Annotated in this window: 10 protein-coding genes; 4 read left to right on the forward strand and 6 right to left on the reverse strand. The window is 46.2% G+C overall.

Annotation, left to right across the window (positions count from 1 at the left end):
• Window positions 1–31: 31 nt before the first annotated feature.
• Window positions 32–3,847, forward strand: coding sequence for a sugar-binding domain-containing protein (locus tag QUA40_RS09680; RefSeq protein ID WP_333124560.1), 3,816 nt, complete (start codon window positions 32–34; stop codon window positions 3,845–3,847).
• A 162-nt stretch (window positions 3,848–4,009) separates the two neighbouring features.
• On the opposite strand, the gene QUA40_RS09685 is transcribed toward QUA40_RS09680, so the two are convergent.
• From QUA40_RS09685 to dnaK, 6 genes are all read right to left on the reverse strand, one after another.
• Entirely contained in the window at window positions 4,010–4,246 is a 237-nt protein-coding gene (locus tag QUA40_RS09685; RefSeq protein ID WP_333124562.1) for a toxin-antitoxin (TA) system antitoxin, read from the reverse strand.
• Between the two features lie 91 nt (window positions 4,247–4,337).
• Window positions 4,338–4,583 carry an HNH endonuclease gene (locus tag QUA40_RS09690; protein WP_333124564.1) on the reverse strand — a complete coding sequence of 82 codons (246 nt, stop codon included), beginning with the start codon at window positions 4,581–4,583 and terminating at the stop codon, window positions 4,338–4,340.
• Complete coding sequence (locus tag QUA40_RS09695) at window positions 4,580–5,020, reverse strand: KGK domain-containing protein (protein ID WP_333124566.1); 441 nt, start codon at window positions 5,018–5,020, stop codon at window positions 4,580–4,582. The genes QUA40_RS09690 and QUA40_RS09695 overlap by 4 nt, the downstream gene beginning before the upstream one ends.
• Window positions 5,021–5,224: 204 nt before the next feature.
• Window positions 5,225–7,660 carry a dynamin-like GTPase family protein gene (locus tag QUA40_RS09700; RefSeq protein WP_333124569.1) on the reverse strand — a complete coding sequence of 812 codons (2,436 nt, stop codon included), beginning with the start codon at window positions 7,658–7,660 and terminating at the stop codon, window positions 5,225–5,227.
• Between the two features lie 384 nt (window positions 7,661–8,044).
• The gene (locus QUA40_RS09705; RefSeq protein WP_333124571.1) at window positions 8,045–9,214 is read right to left on the reverse strand and encodes a J domain-containing protein; all 1,170 of its coding nucleotides are present in this window, start codon (window positions 9,212–9,214) and stop codon (window positions 8,045–8,047) included.
• A gap of 124 nt (window positions 9,215–9,338) precedes the next feature.
• Window positions 9,339–11,435, reverse strand: a complete 2,097-nt coding sequence (gene dnaK / locus QUA40_RS09710; RefSeq protein ID WP_333124574.1) for a molecular chaperone DnaK — start codon at window positions 11,433–11,435, stop codon at window positions 9,339–9,341.
• 55 nt (window positions 11,436–11,490) lie between these two features.
• Here dnaK and QUA40_RS09715 point away from each other — a divergent pair, with 55 nt between their 5' ends.
• The 3 genes from QUA40_RS09715 (at window position 11,491) to QUA40_RS09725 (ending at window position 14,969) form a co-directional block, all read left to right on the forward strand.
• Window positions 11,491–11,658: a hypothetical protein gene (locus QUA40_RS09715; RefSeq protein WP_333124576.1), complete on the forward strand. Its 168-nt coding sequence runs from the start codon at window positions 11,491–11,493 to the stop codon at window positions 11,656–11,658.
• A 92-nt stretch (window positions 11,659–11,750) separates the two neighbouring features.
• A complete protein-coding gene (locus QUA40_RS09720) occupies window positions 11,751–13,004 on the forward strand; it encodes an FAD-dependent oxidoreductase (protein ID WP_333124579.1) in 1,254 nt (417 codons plus the stop codon).
• Window positions 13,005–13,112: 108 nt separating this feature from the next.
• Complete coding sequence (locus tag QUA40_RS09725; RefSeq protein WP_333124581.1) at window positions 13,113–14,969, forward strand: phospholipase D-like domain-containing protein; 1,857 nt, start codon at window positions 13,113–13,115, stop codon at window positions 14,967–14,969.
• The last annotated feature ends 16 nt before the right edge of the window (window positions 14,970–14,985 follow it).

Genomic DNA, 14,985 nt, shown 5'->3' on the forward strand with positions numbered 1-14,985 from the left:
AGATTATCTAATTTCTGGGAGCAATAAGCGAGTGAATCACAAGCTGGCCAAAATTATCGGATTATTTTTCGCAGCCACCATCCTCTTTGGATTCGTCGGTTACGCGCTTCAAAATCCCAACCTAGCCAGCAGCTCAGCGATATCGATCGGCTTCCCCAATCTTACCATCGCGACTGTAGGCGCGATCGACAACAAACGATCCCAAATTTATCTCAACGGAACTTGGCAATTTGTCCCCGCAGTTGGCAACCCCCAAAACCCCCCCGTCTCCCCAAGTTGGGGCTCCATCCAGGTGCCCGGAGACTGGCAAAAAGAAAACAACCAATCCGTACCCGGAATCATCACTCGCGGCACCGGCCAAGATTGGGAAAACTTCAACAGCAAACAACTATCAAAAGCTTGGTATCAGACAAATATAGACATTCCCGGCGACTGGACAAACCGCCGAATCTTTATCGACTTAGCCAGAGTCAGTACCGATGCAGTCATCTTTGTCAACGGCATTAACTGCGGTCAAATTGCATGGCCCTACGGCACTATTGAAATTACCAAAGCAGCCAACCTAGGTCAAAACACCCTATCTATTTTAGTCCTGGCAGTATCCGACGAAAAGGAAAAAGCCGTCATCATGGGCCCCACAGAAATCTACACAGAAAAATCCCAGTTGCAATCGCGGGGAATCATCGGCGAAGTGCGGCTTCTAAGCGTTCCCCCAGGCCCGCTAATTAGCGATGTTTTCGTCCAAACTTCCACCCGAAAAAAGCAAGTTAAATTAGATGTAGAACTCAAAGACGTTGCCCAAAACGGTCAAGTTGAATTAATCGCGAAAATGCTCGACGAAAAAGGTAAAGTACAACAAAAATTCACCGCAAATGCCAAGGTTCAAGCTAAACCCATTCAAACCGTACAAGTTCAGTGGAATTGGCCAAATCCCCGTCTTTGGGATGTCGGGCAACCCAACCTTTACACCCTGCAATTAGAAGTAAAAGGCAGCGGCATAGACACGCAATACAACCAGCCTTTTGGCTTCCGCGAATTTTGGATAGAAGGGCGCAAATTTTTCTTAAATGGAACTGAATTTCGGCTGCGACCAAACTTACACTCCGATTCTTGGCAAGGCGGGATATTAGAAGTCTCGGACCGGCTAATTGATGGCTACGTCAAGGCCGGTTTTAACATAACAGAAATGTGGCCTTGGAATCACGACGAACGGGGTAGATGGCACTTCCGAGAGCTGTTTTCCGAAAGAGCAGACCTCAAAGGTTTTCCAATTATGGCTCCCGCTTTAGACATTGGTTCTATCGCTTGGAACAACGGCAGGTGGAAGCACCCCCAGTGGAAAGACCGCTGGAAAGCCCGAATGGTGACTGAAATGCGCCGCTACCGCAATCATCCATCAGTATTAATGTGGGCGACAAGTCCTAATTTTTTCGGCAACGCTGACGACCTAAATCCCCGTCGCATCGGCAAAAGCAAAGTAGAAGGAACTCTCAGTCCCTCCGAAAACGAGCGTTTGCGGGCTAACACTCCCCTAGGAAATGACGCTATAGCTGCGATTAAATCGGCAGACCCAACCAGACCTGTGATGATACACCAAGGCGCCAACTTCGGCGATGTTTATGCGCTGAATTCTTATTTAAATATGATTCCCTTGCAAGAACGGGAAGAGTGGATTTCTGAGTGGAGTAAAACCGGAGAAATGCCCTACATGGCAGTCGAGTTTGGGACTCCTCTGCACGCAACGATGATGCGGAACCGCAAAGGTTTTGGTCAGGCGATTCTCAGCGAACCTTGGATGACTGAGTTTGCGGCAATTTATTTTGGCAAGCAGGCTTACGAGTTGGAAACGGCCGCTTATAAATCTAAAATTCGCGAGCAATTTGTCAAGGCTCAGGAGTATCAAAGCTGGCATTTTAAAAAAGAGTTGGATTTTGCCCCAGCTTTTCAAAAGTTGCAGCAGTTATTCAGTACAAATACTTGGCGGAGTTGGCGGACTTTTGGAATCTCTGGGGGGATGATTCCTTGGAATGACGGACATGGTTGGGAAATTTCCGAAGCTGGCAGAAAAAAGGTGGATATGGGGGCATTTCAACCGGGTAGTCGGGGAGTTTATTTGAAGCAAGTCTCGAATAATCTTTTGAATTATTTGCAGCCCGAAGCTTACACTGTTCATCCTGGGGGCGAGGCAATTATCAATAATAATAGCTCTACTTTGGCTTGGATTGCTGGTGCTAGCCCGCTTTTTACTGCGAAAGATCACAATTTGTTTGTGGGCGGAAAACTGGCAAAGCAAGTAGTGTTAATTAACGATACGCGGGCGCCGCAGGAATTTTCGTTTAATTGGCGAGTTTTTGTGGGGGGTAAAGAAGTAAAAAAACGCGAGGAAAAAGGCACGATTGAGTCGGCAAAAACGCTGTTTTTCCCAATAGATGTAAATTTGCCAAATACCATTTCTAGCAAGGCTGACGGCGAAATTCGCTTGACTGCACGGGTGGGCGAGCGATCGCATTCTGATACATTTGCTTTCCGCGTTTTTCCCACACAATCCAACATCAAAGATTCGGTGACAATTTTCGATCCAGCGGGCAAAACATCGGCCATGTTAAAACAGTTAGGTTATCAGCTTGTACCGTGGAATGGTTCGCAACTTTCATCGCTTTTAATTATTGGTAGGGAAGCATTTTCTAGCGGGGAAAATTTGCCGGGAAGTTTAGAAAATTTTGTCCGAAACGGCGGCAAAGCAATTGTGTTTCCTCAGCGCCGGGAATGGCTGGAAAACATGGGTTTCCGGGTTGCTGCCCACGTCAGCCGCCGTGCTTATCCAGTTGACAGCAACCATGCGGCAATTAGCGGTTTAGACAGTGAAGATTTGCGCGATTGGGTGGGGGAAAGCACGCTTGTTGAAGCTTATCCAGATACGATTCAAACTGGCGCCCATTTGACTCCAGCAAATAAACATTGGTACGGCTGGCGTTGGGGAAATCGGGGCGGTGTCAGTAGCGCTTCAATTGAGAAGCCGCACCGCAGCGGTTGGCGCCCAATTTTGGAATCAGAGTTTGATTTAGCTTATTCGCCACTGATGGAATTGGATTACGGAAAAGGGCGGCTGATTTTAAACGAGTTGGATTTGGAAGACCATTATTCTGTAGATGCTGGGGCGGCGCAGTTAGTGCAAAAAATTGTGAGTTACGGGATGAATTCTCCGGTACTTGGAAAGCCGGATCAAGTGGTTTTAATTGGGGGAGATGAAGATGCCCAAAAGTTGGACAGTTTGGGGGTAATTTATCAGCGCGCTAGTTCGCTTTCTAATGATGTGGGTTTGGTGATTGTGGGGAGAGAATCGAATCTGAAAGATGCAGATTTGCGCGGTTATTTGAATGCTGGTGGGAAGGCATTTTTCTTGCCGCGTCAAGTGCCTGCTGCGGGTTTGGGTGTGGGTTTGCAGCAAGCGCAGGATTTTGGGGGTTCGCTGGCGGTTCCGAGTTGGGATGAGGTGAAGGGGGTTAGTGCTTCAGATTTGCGATCGCGCTCTTTTTATGATACTTGGTTGATTAAGTCTGGGGGAGAACTCGGCGCTGACGGTTTGTTAAGTCGGATAAAAGTTGGCAAGGGTGTGGCGATTTTTTCTCAGATTGAACCGGACAGTTTGAATGCTGATACTAAGACTTATTTCCGTTTTACTCGCTGGCGGCAAACCCGTGCAAATGCTCAGATTTTGGCTAATTTAGGCGCGAGTTTTAAGGCGGATGGAGATATTTTTAACGGTGCGAGTCGGGAGTTTTATCACTGGGATTACAAGACGGAGTTTGAGAATGGGGACGATCCTTATCGGTATTATAGATGGTAGGAAGAAGGAAGTTTAGCAACGGATTCGCTCCAGGGATGTAACCGATGTAACTGAGATGTTGCACCATTCTCAATTACTTGCTTAGGAACAGGCAAGATGTGAGATGTAACGGATTGAAGGAAGAAGGAAGAAGGAATAATGTATGAGTATGCAGCAGTAGCTTCATAGATTCCCTGTCCAAAATTCGTCTGGTAATGGTTCATCAAAATCGTCGCTTGTCCAGATCGATCCTGCGTGCAATCCTGCTGTACGCTGCTTAGTTGGGGATGGGATGGGCGCTAAACGGACAAGAGGAATGCCACCTTCTATGAGAATAACCTCTATGCCTTTAAGTGCTAGAGATAATAACTCTTTTAAATTTGTCTGTGCTTCTTGCACATCTACTGTTTTTGTCAGCATTGCAGTTATCCAAGCTAGGGATTAAAAGTGCGATCGGACAGAGGTTAGCAATTTCAAGCTTAAATTGCTGAGTTTATTATACTGTTAAATATCAAAGGTCAAAGTGTCGCCTGAAGCGCGGGTCTAATTTGTCGGTTTTCTTTTGGTTGCAGGTGCCGCAGAGGGTTTGCAAGTTGCTGATGTCGTTGCTGCCGCCGCGCGCTAGGGGGATGATATGATCGATCGTCAGTTCTGCTTCTAGTTTGGTTTGACCGCAGCTTTGGCACTGGTATTTGTTGCGGGTGAATACGTATTTTCTGACTTCTGGGGGAATGCGAATTCTGGGGGTTTTAGTCATGAATTGTTCGGTTGATTTTCTTGATTGAGGAGTTGGCGGCGCAAATCATCGAGGGGGGATTCTGGTTGGCTAGTTTCTGATTCGTTGTTTTCTGGTGTTTCTTCGACTTCGGGTTCGTCGGGGCAAAACTCTATAGTGACATTGAGTTTGAGCTTAATCTTTCCTTTCTGCCAGCCCTGAGCACCCACTCTGAGAATTTCACAATCTATACCTTCACCAAACCAGTTCTCATATAAACGACGTGTTTGATCGGTAGTTAAAGGTACATCAATATTTAGGGCTTGCTGGCTTAAGAACTGATTGAGTGTTTGTCCTAACCCATTTTCAGGCAAAACTCTATTTACTGTTTCCTTGAGTTTTTCTACTTTAAGCATTGCGTTACCAAAAGATAAAGCATCCTCATTACCGCAGTTGTGAAAATCAAATTTATCTTCCATATTGATATCTAAGTTTTTTAAACTATCATCCTAACTATTTTAGAGTAGTATCTCTCTTTTGGCAATAATCCCGGCGAATAGAATTCGCAGCTATACAAACGATGTCCGCCTGCGCGGACTAAGAATGTTTTCAACCCGCGCAGGCGGGTTTTGTCTGTGTAGCCGCGATTTCCAATCGCCTGGTTTCCAATCGCCGAATTTCAATCATTCACCATCCACCGAAACGCTATCATTTTGTCCAATTACAGGCAACAAATGCTCGTGCAACTTCATCGCTTGCAAACAACTATTAATCCCAGAAACGGCCCGATCGTACTCTTGAATTTTCTGCTCGTTCTCAGCTTGCAGCCGCAGATTCTTAGCAATCTTTTCCTCAGCTTCCTGTGCCAAAGTTTGCTCTAAATAATCGCGGGCTTGACTGTATTTCTGCAAAATATCATCAGCTTGCCTTTGGGCCAGCGGCAACAAATGCTCTTTCAGGGTTTGGTTGACAGTTTGGCGGAAAGTTTGCCGAATAGTTCTAGATACTTTCGGCTCGAAATCTAGCCGCAATAATTGCCGAATTGCGGGTTGGGCATCTACCATGTTTTCGCAGTCGTAACCTTGAGATGTTTGCTGCAATGTTTCCCGGAATTGATAAATGGAAAATGTGCCTTCGTCGTAAAAACGCGGACTTTCTCGCACGTAGCGATCGCACTCAACGCCCGCCGCATTTACCAAAGCATCAGAAACCCGCTTTGATAACTCCTCTAGCTGCTGTTCAATTCCCCCGTCGTTCCCCAACAACCGATAAAGTAATCGATAGTATTCCGACTTGCGAACGCTATCTTTCAAATACTGGAAATAATTATCAACCAGTGACTTAGTAGCCTCTACTAAAATATCTTCCAACTGATTCGCTAGATAATAAAGTGCTTCAACTAAAACAGCAATTAAAGGTGCTGTCGCATTGCGGGGATGATTCCGCAAAGTGCGTCCGTAAGCCGCCTCAACCGAAAATCCGTCTAACAATTCATCCAAGCGGCGGATCATCCGAGATTGCAGTTGCCGAAAGTCTGTATCGAAAATATCGCATTTATTCATAATCATTTCATTGACTTCCTCGGCAATATGTTCGCGAAAATCCTCCCCAACTTGCTGCAATTCTTGATTTAGCCGCAAAAGTTCCTGTGCTTTCATTGCCTCAATTTCGCGGGGCTGGCTGTCCAAATTCCGCTGAATTATTTGGTAATGTTTCCGCAGTTGAATGCACAAATCTTCTAAATCGTCAGCTAGATTTTTGAACAGTTGCGGGCGTTTTTCTTCTGTGAGGTAACGGGTGATGGCTGTCCGAAAATCTTCGATCCCGCTATCTTGAATTAATTGAGTAATTAATGGTTGTCCTTGCTCTGCAAGAATCCGCACGTAGTTTTCATTGGGTGTTTCGTAGCTGTTAACTGAAATGCGAAATCGGCTCGGAGATAGCTTGCCAGAATTCGCACAGTAGCGATTAAATTCACTAACAAATTGCGGAGTTTCTTCACTATTACCGATCAATTCTGAATCTAATTTATCATCTCCAGAAACTCGCTCTTGACTGGTGGCAAAGATTGTATTTAAACCAAAGCGATCGCGCCCTGTTGTCCCTCGAATCAAACTCCCGTAAAATCCCAACAATCCGCTAGTTTTGTAAACTCTCGCAGTATCGCGAAAGTCGGAATTAATCAGATTTTCTAAGCGCTGTCGCAGTTGCGTGTTGTACCAAGTTTCGTCGATGCGGTTGAAAATGTAAAACAGTCGATCGCGAATTCCCGGATTTCCCCGTGTTTTTTCCATCAACTCGGTTTCTTCCGTCGTCATTTCCCCTGACGAAGCTGCTTTCAAAACGCAGACAACCGCCGAAGTATCGGGGCTTTCAATCTTATCATAAGTCAATTCTGCATCCCGCTGCACCGGCGCATCAATTCCCGGCGTATCGATAATAATATTGCCATCTTCCAGCAGCGGATGATAACAGTAATATTCTACTCGCTTGAGTACAGCACTGTTGCTACCGCGACGGGCATAACTAGCAGCTTCTTTGAGATTGGAAAAGTTAAACTGTTCCATCGAGTAGGTAGCGTTTTCGAGAGTTTGGATGCGATCGCGATTTGCCTCAAAACCTTCTAACAGCAGCATCAAAGCCTTAGCTTTTTTGGCTACCTCGGATTTATTTTCGCCACCTTCTGTTTCAATAATTATGTTACATCCCTCAGACAACAGCGACACTACATCTGTTTGATTAATATTAAGTTCAGTAGTTAAACCTAACTGATGGCAAAGCACAGAAGCTTGCTGGCTAATCTCAAACTCGCTCAAAAAAGTTAGAACAACGCGCTCTTTTTCCGGCTCAGCAAAGGCGATATAACATTCCGTACCTGTCGCGTGTCCTTCAGCACTGTAGAGCAATTCCCGCTCCAGCAAAGCATTAATTAACATAGATTTTCCCGCACTGAAAGCGCCAGCAAACACAATTTCAAACTCAGGAGAAATTGCTTTTTTCAAAGAAGCTTGTACCGCCGTGATATCTTGTTGTCGCAAAGACGATTCCTGACGCAGCAGTTGCACTAACGAATCAACTTGCTCTTGCAGATTGTTGCATTGAAGGGGCATTTGAGTCATGGCGGCAGACTGCTCCTGATTGTGGGAAAATTACCTTATTGTTAATTCTCTGCTAGTTCAGGAATAATCGCAACAGTAATTTTACTTATGCGATCGAGGATTGCTGAAAGTACGATCGGCTATTCTGGCGACAAATCATATCGTTTACAATTGTTTCGGAATGATTAAACCGCAGAGGGCGCAGAGGGCGCTGAGGCAGAGAAGAGAGAGATGAATAATTCCGATACCAACGGATTTGTTATTATCTATTTACGGTCAAGTGGCTAAATTTGATATGTCAGTAAAATTTAGCCAAGAATCTCCTAATTTTTCGTACACAGTTAGTAGTAAGGCGTGCCTTATTGCGCCCCTACAAAATTAAACTGGGGCCTTGCGTACTCTACATTAAACCGATAAATCCTGACGCGGTTTAAAAGACTCAACCTGCCGCAACTTTTCGTATAATTCCCGTTCCTCTTCACTAATTTCCTTGGGAATTAACACCTGAATTTCTACCAATTGATCGCCCCGATCGCCATTTCCTGTCGGATAGCCTTTGTTAGCCAGCCGCAACCGCTTTCCCGAGGTTACTCCCGGTGGCAATTTCATTTTCACCCTACCATCCAGCGTCGGCACTTCAATATCTCCACCCAACACCGCTTCGCTGGGAGTCAGTGGCAATTCGCAGCAAATATCCGACATTTCCAATCGAAAAAAGGGATGGAGAGAAACTGTGATTTTTAAATATAAATCTCCGCCGCCAATACCTTGATTTCGCAAGCGAATTCGCTGGCCAGATACCATCGCAGGAGGCAGATTTACCTCGATCGCTCGCCCATCTTCCAGACGAATTCGCTCGGTACCGCCCGAATAAGCCCTTTCCAAAGGCAAAGTCAGCCTGGCCTCAATGTCTCTTCTCGCTTCGCGCTCGACTGTTTCCCTAATTTCTCGTCGCATTTCGCGATCGACTATATCCTGTCGAATTTCGCGATCGACTATATCTCGTCGCATTTCCCGATCGACTATATCCCGTGGCATTTCGCGATCGACTGTTTCTCGTCGCATTTCGCGATCGTCGAAATCCCTTCTAGGTGGGCGAGAATTAGCAACATAACTCGTTTTCTTAGAAGCCGTACTCCACGGTTCAGAGGAGGCTACTCCCGGTGCATCATTCGCTGTCGCCATCCTCACTTCCCGGCGTCTTCCGAGCACTTGATCGAGAAATTTATTAAAATCTGAGTAATCGCTAAAATCGACATCTTCGGCCGGTTTTTTGCGAGTAGTTTTACTGTTTCCCCAAGTTTTGAAATTGGGAAGTCGCACCCCTTGCTTTCCTTGAAATCCCTTTTGTTTCCAGAATTTACTAAACTGATCGTATTGAGCGCGCTTGTCGAGATCGGAAAGAATATCATAAGCTTCATTAATATCCTTAAACCTATCTTCAGCAGATTTGTCCCCCGGATTCACGTCAGGGTGCAACTGCCTCGCCAGTCGTCGATAGGCTTTTTTTATCTCATCAGCCGTAGCATCTTTGGGCACTCCCAAAATTAGATAGTAATTGCGAAAATTCTGCATAATTAGTCATTAGTCATTAGTTATTAGTCATTAGTTATTAATTATTAGTCATTAGTCATTAGTCATCCTGCTTCCCTGCTTCAAACTAGGGACTAATGACTAGGGACTAATGACTAACCACTAATTAGAGCCAATCGTCGTCATCATCCCAATCATCGCTTTGATTTTGATAAGGGCGACTTGGGCGATTAGCACTGCTTCTACGATCGCCCATACGATCGCCCATACGATCGCCCATACGATCGCCGGTGCGATCATATGGACGATCGGGAATTGGATCGACAGTCGATCGCCTGTACGGTTTAGCATTTTGATAATAGCTGCTGTCATCGCTGCGCCGCTTAGTACCGTCGCCCGTAAAAGTCCGCTTCACAGACTCAAAGAAATCATCATCATCGTCATCCATCGCAAACGCGGAAACTTCCCGGCTCAAATCGTAAAGAGCATCCTGCAAATCAGAACCAACTTGGTCAACTCCCCGCTCATCATTGCGTTCCAAACTGTCTCGCAATTCCCGAATTAAAGTTTCAATTCGCTGGCGACTTCTTTGAGCAAACTGCATTCCGCGATCGAGCGCAACTTCTCGCAACTGCCGCTCAGCTTGATAAGCTAAAGCTTCAGCGCGATTGCGTTTTTCCACCTTTTCCCGCTGCAACTTATCAGCTTGAGCAAACTGTTCCGCATCGCGAATCATTTGATTCACTTCCTGCTGAGTCAGCGTCGAAGCACCTTGCACAGTAATGCTTTGTTCCCTGCCGGTAGTTTTGTCCAAAGCAGTCACCAACAGCATCCCATTAGCATCAATATCAAAAGCTACTTGTACCTGCGGAATCCCTCGCGGTGCCGGCGGAATTCCACTCAGTTTAAACCGTCCTAAAGACTTATTATCTCTGCCTAATTCCCGTTCCCCTTGGATGACGTGAACTTCTACCACAGTTTGGTTGTTTTCAGCAGTGGAAAAAATGTCCGATCGCCTGACAGGAATAGTAGTATTGCGAGGAATCAATTTTTTCATCACCCCGCCGATAGTTTCCAAACCCAGCGACAGCGGCGTCACATCCAACAGCAGCACGTCGCGGACATCACCACCCAAAATTCCCGCTTGAATTGCCGCACCCACCGCCACAACTTCATCGGGATTCACATTTTGATTCGGCTCTCGATCAATCAAACTGCGAACCACTTCCTGCACCAAAGGAATGCGAGTCGAACCGCCGACTAACACAACTTCATCAATGCGAGAAGGACTCAAACTTGCATCAGCCAAAGCTTGTTTCACTGGCCGCCGCAGCCGCTGCACCAAATCTGTGCACAGCCCCTCAAATTGACCGCGAGTTAATCGCGTTTCCAGATGCAAAGGCCCATCTTCATTCGCATCAATAAACGGCAAATTAATCTCCGTGACACCGACTCCCGACAGTTCAATCTTGGCTTTTTCTGCCGCTTCGATCAAGCGCTGCAAAGCTTGGCGGTTGCGTCGCAAATCAATTCCTTCTTTTTCTAAGAATTGTTCTGCCAACCAGTCAACAATTTTGGAGTCAAAATCATTGCCACCTAATTGAGTATCGCCGCTAGTTGCTTTAACTTCAAATACTCCGTCTCCCACGTCTAAAATCGACACATCAAAAGTACCGCCGCCCAAATCAAACACTAAAATAGTTTGACTTTCTCGTCTCTCCAACCCGTAAGCCAAAGAAGCCGCTGTCGGCTCATTTAAAATGCGCTTAACATCAAGTCCCGCAATTCGTCCAGCATCCCGCGTCGCCTGTCGCTGCGAGTCGTTGAAATAAGCGGGAACAGTAATTACAGCCCCCGTCACCTCTTGTCCCAGATAGCGGCTGGCTTCATCGGCCAGCTTTCGCAACACCATCGCCGAAATTTCCTCGGGGGCAAAATCTTTTTTCAGGCGGGGACACTTGATTTTGATGTTCCCGTTTTCCTCGCGGCGAGTTGTGTAAGGAACGCGCTTTGATTCTGGAGTCAGTTCGGTATATTTGCGTCCGATGTACCGCTTGACAGCGTAAAAGGTGTTTTGCGGGTTGAGAACAGTCTGGCGTCTGGCCATCTGTCCCACCAGGCGTTCTCCTTCCTTTGTGAAAGCAACTACCGAGGGAGTTGTCCGCATCCCTTCTGCATTGGCAATCACAACCGGTTTGCCGCCTTCCATGACGGCTACTACTGAGTTTGTTGTTCCGAGGTCAATGCCAACTACTTTACCCATGCGTCAGTTGTCTCCTGTGGCGTTTTGTGTAGCCTTTTCAATATAAGCGTTAAGTATGATTGCATTTATTGTACCGCGTCGAGAAGCGGGGGCTACGGAGGGATTGCCTCACTTGGGGCCCTGGGTGCGGTTGGCTGGGTACGATCGCTCCGCTGGTGGATCTGCGATCGCCTTTATGAGTAGGAGTGTCAACTTGGGAAGGCCGTGTATGTCCATCTTTTGAGAGCAAAAAAATTTTGAGAATTGATTAACTACTGCCTTTTGCTAAACTAAAAGCAACTAGCAGGATTGTTGAGCAAACAGGAACATAAAAATATGACTGTCAACTCTGTTCAAAATTCAGAATCCTCTCAAGAACACTCGATAGTTGACGTGCAGCATACCAACTGCTGCATTGTGGGAGGTGGGCCAGCAGGTGCTGTTTTAGCATTACTTTTAGCGCGGCAAAACATTCCAGTCATCCTGCTAGAACTACACAAAGATTTCGATCGAGAATTTCGGGGCGATACGCTGCATCCGTCAGTAATGGAAATTATGGAGCAATTGGGTTTAGCAGCACAATTGCTGGAATTGCCCCATACAAAAATGCGCCAACTCACCATCCAAGCTGCTGCAAATACCGCCACACTCGTAGATTTGGCTTGTCTCAAAACCAAGTATCCTTACATCACTATCCTTCCGCAAGTCAAGTTTCTCGAATTCATCACTGCCCAAGCGCAGCGCTACGCCAGCTTTCAGCTAGTAATGGGAGCTAATGCACAAGAAATGATCGTAGAAAATGGGGTTGTGTGCGGAATTCGATACCGGGGACGCGGGGGATGGCATGAAGTGCGATCGACCCTAACTGTCGGTGCAGACGGTCGCTTTTCCCGCCTTCGCCAATTAGCAGGTTTTGAACCGATTAAAACTTCCCCGCCGATGGATGTCCTTTGGTTTCGCTTGCCGCGCAGTGCCAATGATGCCCAAGATTTGGGCGTGGGAGGTCGAGCTGTTGGAGGTCATTTATTAGTCATGATTGACCGCTTGGATTATTGGCAACTCGGTTACATTATTCTGAAAGGCAGCTATCAGAAATTGCGCGAATCAGGAATAGAAGCTTTGCAAAAATCTGTTGCTGAATTAGCACCAGAATTTGCAGATAGGGTCGAGCAACTGAAAGATTGGTCGCAAATTTCTTTCCTATCCGTTGAATCGAGTCGCCTTCCACGCTGGTATCGTCCCGGTTTGCTCTTAATTGGGGATGCCGCTCACGTCATGTCGCCCGTAGGCGGTGTGGGAATTAACTATGCTATTCAAGATGCTGTCGTCGCGGCTAATGTACTCAGCGCCCCCCTGAAAAACAATCGCGTGCATCTGTGGGATTTGGCAGAAGTGCAGCGACAGCGGGAGTTGCCTACACGCATCATTCAAGCATTTCAGTCCTTTGTACAGGAGCGAATTATTAAAGGGGCATTAGATACCAATCGACCGTTTAAACCGCCACTTTTGTTGCAGTTACCAATTTTGCGAAATATTCCAGCGCGATTAATTGGTTTTGGATTAAACCGGGTTCGGGTGCGAAATCAATGAGATACACCAATCCTAAATATAGAGGTAGAATGACGCACGGGTGGTCAGAAACCGGGTTTTTTGACGAAAATCTTTCGCACTCACCCATAATATAACAGAGGAAACCCAGTGCCGCATATTTTTGACAACATTGAACTGCCGCTCCTGCCAGCATTGCGAGAAACCATTAAACTCTCCTATCGGGCAGATTTTTGTGTAGGCTATTTCAATCTTCGGGGATGGCGGAGAATTGGGGATTTAATAGAAGCATATGTGGGAAACCAAGGAGCCTGCTGCCGCCTTTTGGTAGGAATGCAAAGTTTGCCTGCCGATGAATTGAATGCTAGTTTTAGCCTAATTTCCCATCACCGGGGGATTGACAATAATGCCATTATTCGGCTCAAAAAACGGATGGCTGAGGAATTTCGCCACCAGTTGACGATCGGCGCTCCCAACGATCGCGACGAGCAGGGCTTACGCAGGTTAAGTTATCAGATTAAAACCGGAAAAGTCATTGTTAAATTATTCTTAGCTTACCCACTGCACGCTAAGCTGTATCTCGTTCACCGTCACGATCCCAACAGTCCGATCGTCGGTTTTTTGGGCAGCAGCAATCTGACTTTATCGGGACTATCGAAACAAGGGGAATTGAATATTGAAGTTCCCGATCGAGATGCTTGTAATAAGTTGCAAAAATGGTTTAACGCTCGCTGGGAAGAATACGGCTGTATTGATATTTCTAAAGAACTCGCAGAAATTATCGATCGCAGTTGGGCGAGAACCGAACTAATTCCACCTTATCACATCTATCTCAACATTGTCTATCATTTGTCCCGCGAGGCGATCGCAGGTATTGCTGAGTTTCAGATTCCCCGCGATTTTAAGGGTTTATTTAAATTTCAAGAAGAAGCGGTTAAGTTAGCCGCCCGTCACATTACCAGACGGGGAGGCGTGATTATTGGCGACGTTGTAGGGTTGGGTAAAACTTTAGTCGGAACTGCGATCGCCAAAATTTTACAAGAAGACTGTCTCTTGGAAACCCTGATTATTTGTCCCAAAAACTTGGTAAAAATGTGGCAGGAATATGCAGATAACTTTCGCCTGCTTGCCAAAGTCTTATCGATCAGTCTGGTACAGCAAGAATTGCCAGAATTGCGCCGCTATCGAGTTGTGTTAATTGATGAAAGTCACAACCTCAGAAACCGAGAAGGCAAGCGATATCGAGCGATTCAAGAATATATTGCCATCAACGAAAGTAAATGTATTTTGCTTTCAGCAACTCCCTACAACAAAACCTATTTAGATTTATCTTCTCAGTTGCGGCTGTTTATTCCTGAAGACCAAAATTTAGGACTGCGGCCCGAAGCTTTGCTGAATCAATTGGGCGGAGGCAGTCAAGGAGAGTTAGAATTTATTAAGCGGCATCAATGTTCCGTGCGCTCTTTAGCTGCTTTTGAAAAAAGCGAACATCCTGATGATTGGCGAGATTTGATGAAGCGCTACATGGTGAGACGCACTCGCTCGTTTATCAAAGAAAATTATGCGGAAACTGACGCAGAGAAGGGGCGCAAATATTTAGAATTTGCAGATCTCACCCGCTCCTATTTTCCCGATCGCATTCCCAAAACCATTAAATTCAACTCCGAAGCCTCAGCCGCTAACTCCCATACCCAGCTTGACTTCCCCGAAATTGTCGAAGTCATCAATGCACTGAATCTGCCGCGTTACGGACTCGGAAATTACATTGCCAAAAAACCCAAACAAAAGCCGACTGAAGCAGAACAGCGGCAGTTAAATGCCTTATTCCGTGGGGGTCGCCGGTTAATGGGGTTTTCGCGGACAAACCTGTTTAAACGGCTAGAAAGCAGTGGCAGTGCCTTTATTCAGTCGATCGAGCGCCACATCCTGCGGAATTTTATCTATTTTAGGACTTACGCATTGACAAAAAACATGATCTATGCACTCTCGGTCATAGCATCACTCTGAAGGTTCGCCAAAATAT

It is taken from the genome of Microcoleus sp. Pol11C3 (genome assembly GCF_036701485.1).
In the GTDB taxonomy this organism is placed as follows: domain Bacteria; phylum Cyanobacteriota; class Cyanobacteriia; order Cyanobacteriales; family Microcoleaceae; genus Microcoleus.

Coding starts and splice junctions, on each gene's coding strand:
- QUA40_RS09685 (WP_333124562.1), bottom strand. CDS start 4,246: ATGCTGACAAAAACAGTAGATGTGCAAGAAGCACAGACAAATTTAAAA.
- QUA40_RS09690 (WP_333124564.1), bottom strand. CDS start 4,583: ATGACTAAAACCCCCAGAATTCGCATTCCCCCAGAAGTCAGAAAATAC.
- QUA40_RS09695 (WP_333124566.1), bottom strand. CDS start 5,020: ATGGAAGATAAATTTGATTTTCACAACTGCGGTAATGAGGATGCTTTA.
- QUA40_RS09700 (WP_333124569.1), bottom strand. CDS start 7,660: ATGACTCAAATGCCCCTTCAATGCAACAATCTGCAAGAGCAAGTTGAT.
- QUA40_RS09705 (WP_333124571.1), bottom strand. CDS start 9,214: ATGCAGAATTTTCGCAATTACTATCTAATTTTGGGAGTGCCCAAAGAT.
- dnaK (WP_333124574.1), bottom strand. CDS start 11,435: ATGGGTAAAGTAGTTGGCATTGACCTCGGAACAACAAACTCAGTAGTA.
- QUA40_RS09715 (WP_333124576.1), top strand. CDS start 11,491: ATGATTGCATTTATTGTACCGCGTCGAGAAGCGGGGGCTACGGAGGGA.
- QUA40_RS09720 (WP_333124579.1), top strand. CDS start 11,751: ATGACTGTCAACTCTGTTCAAAATTCAGAATCCTCTCAAGAACACTCG.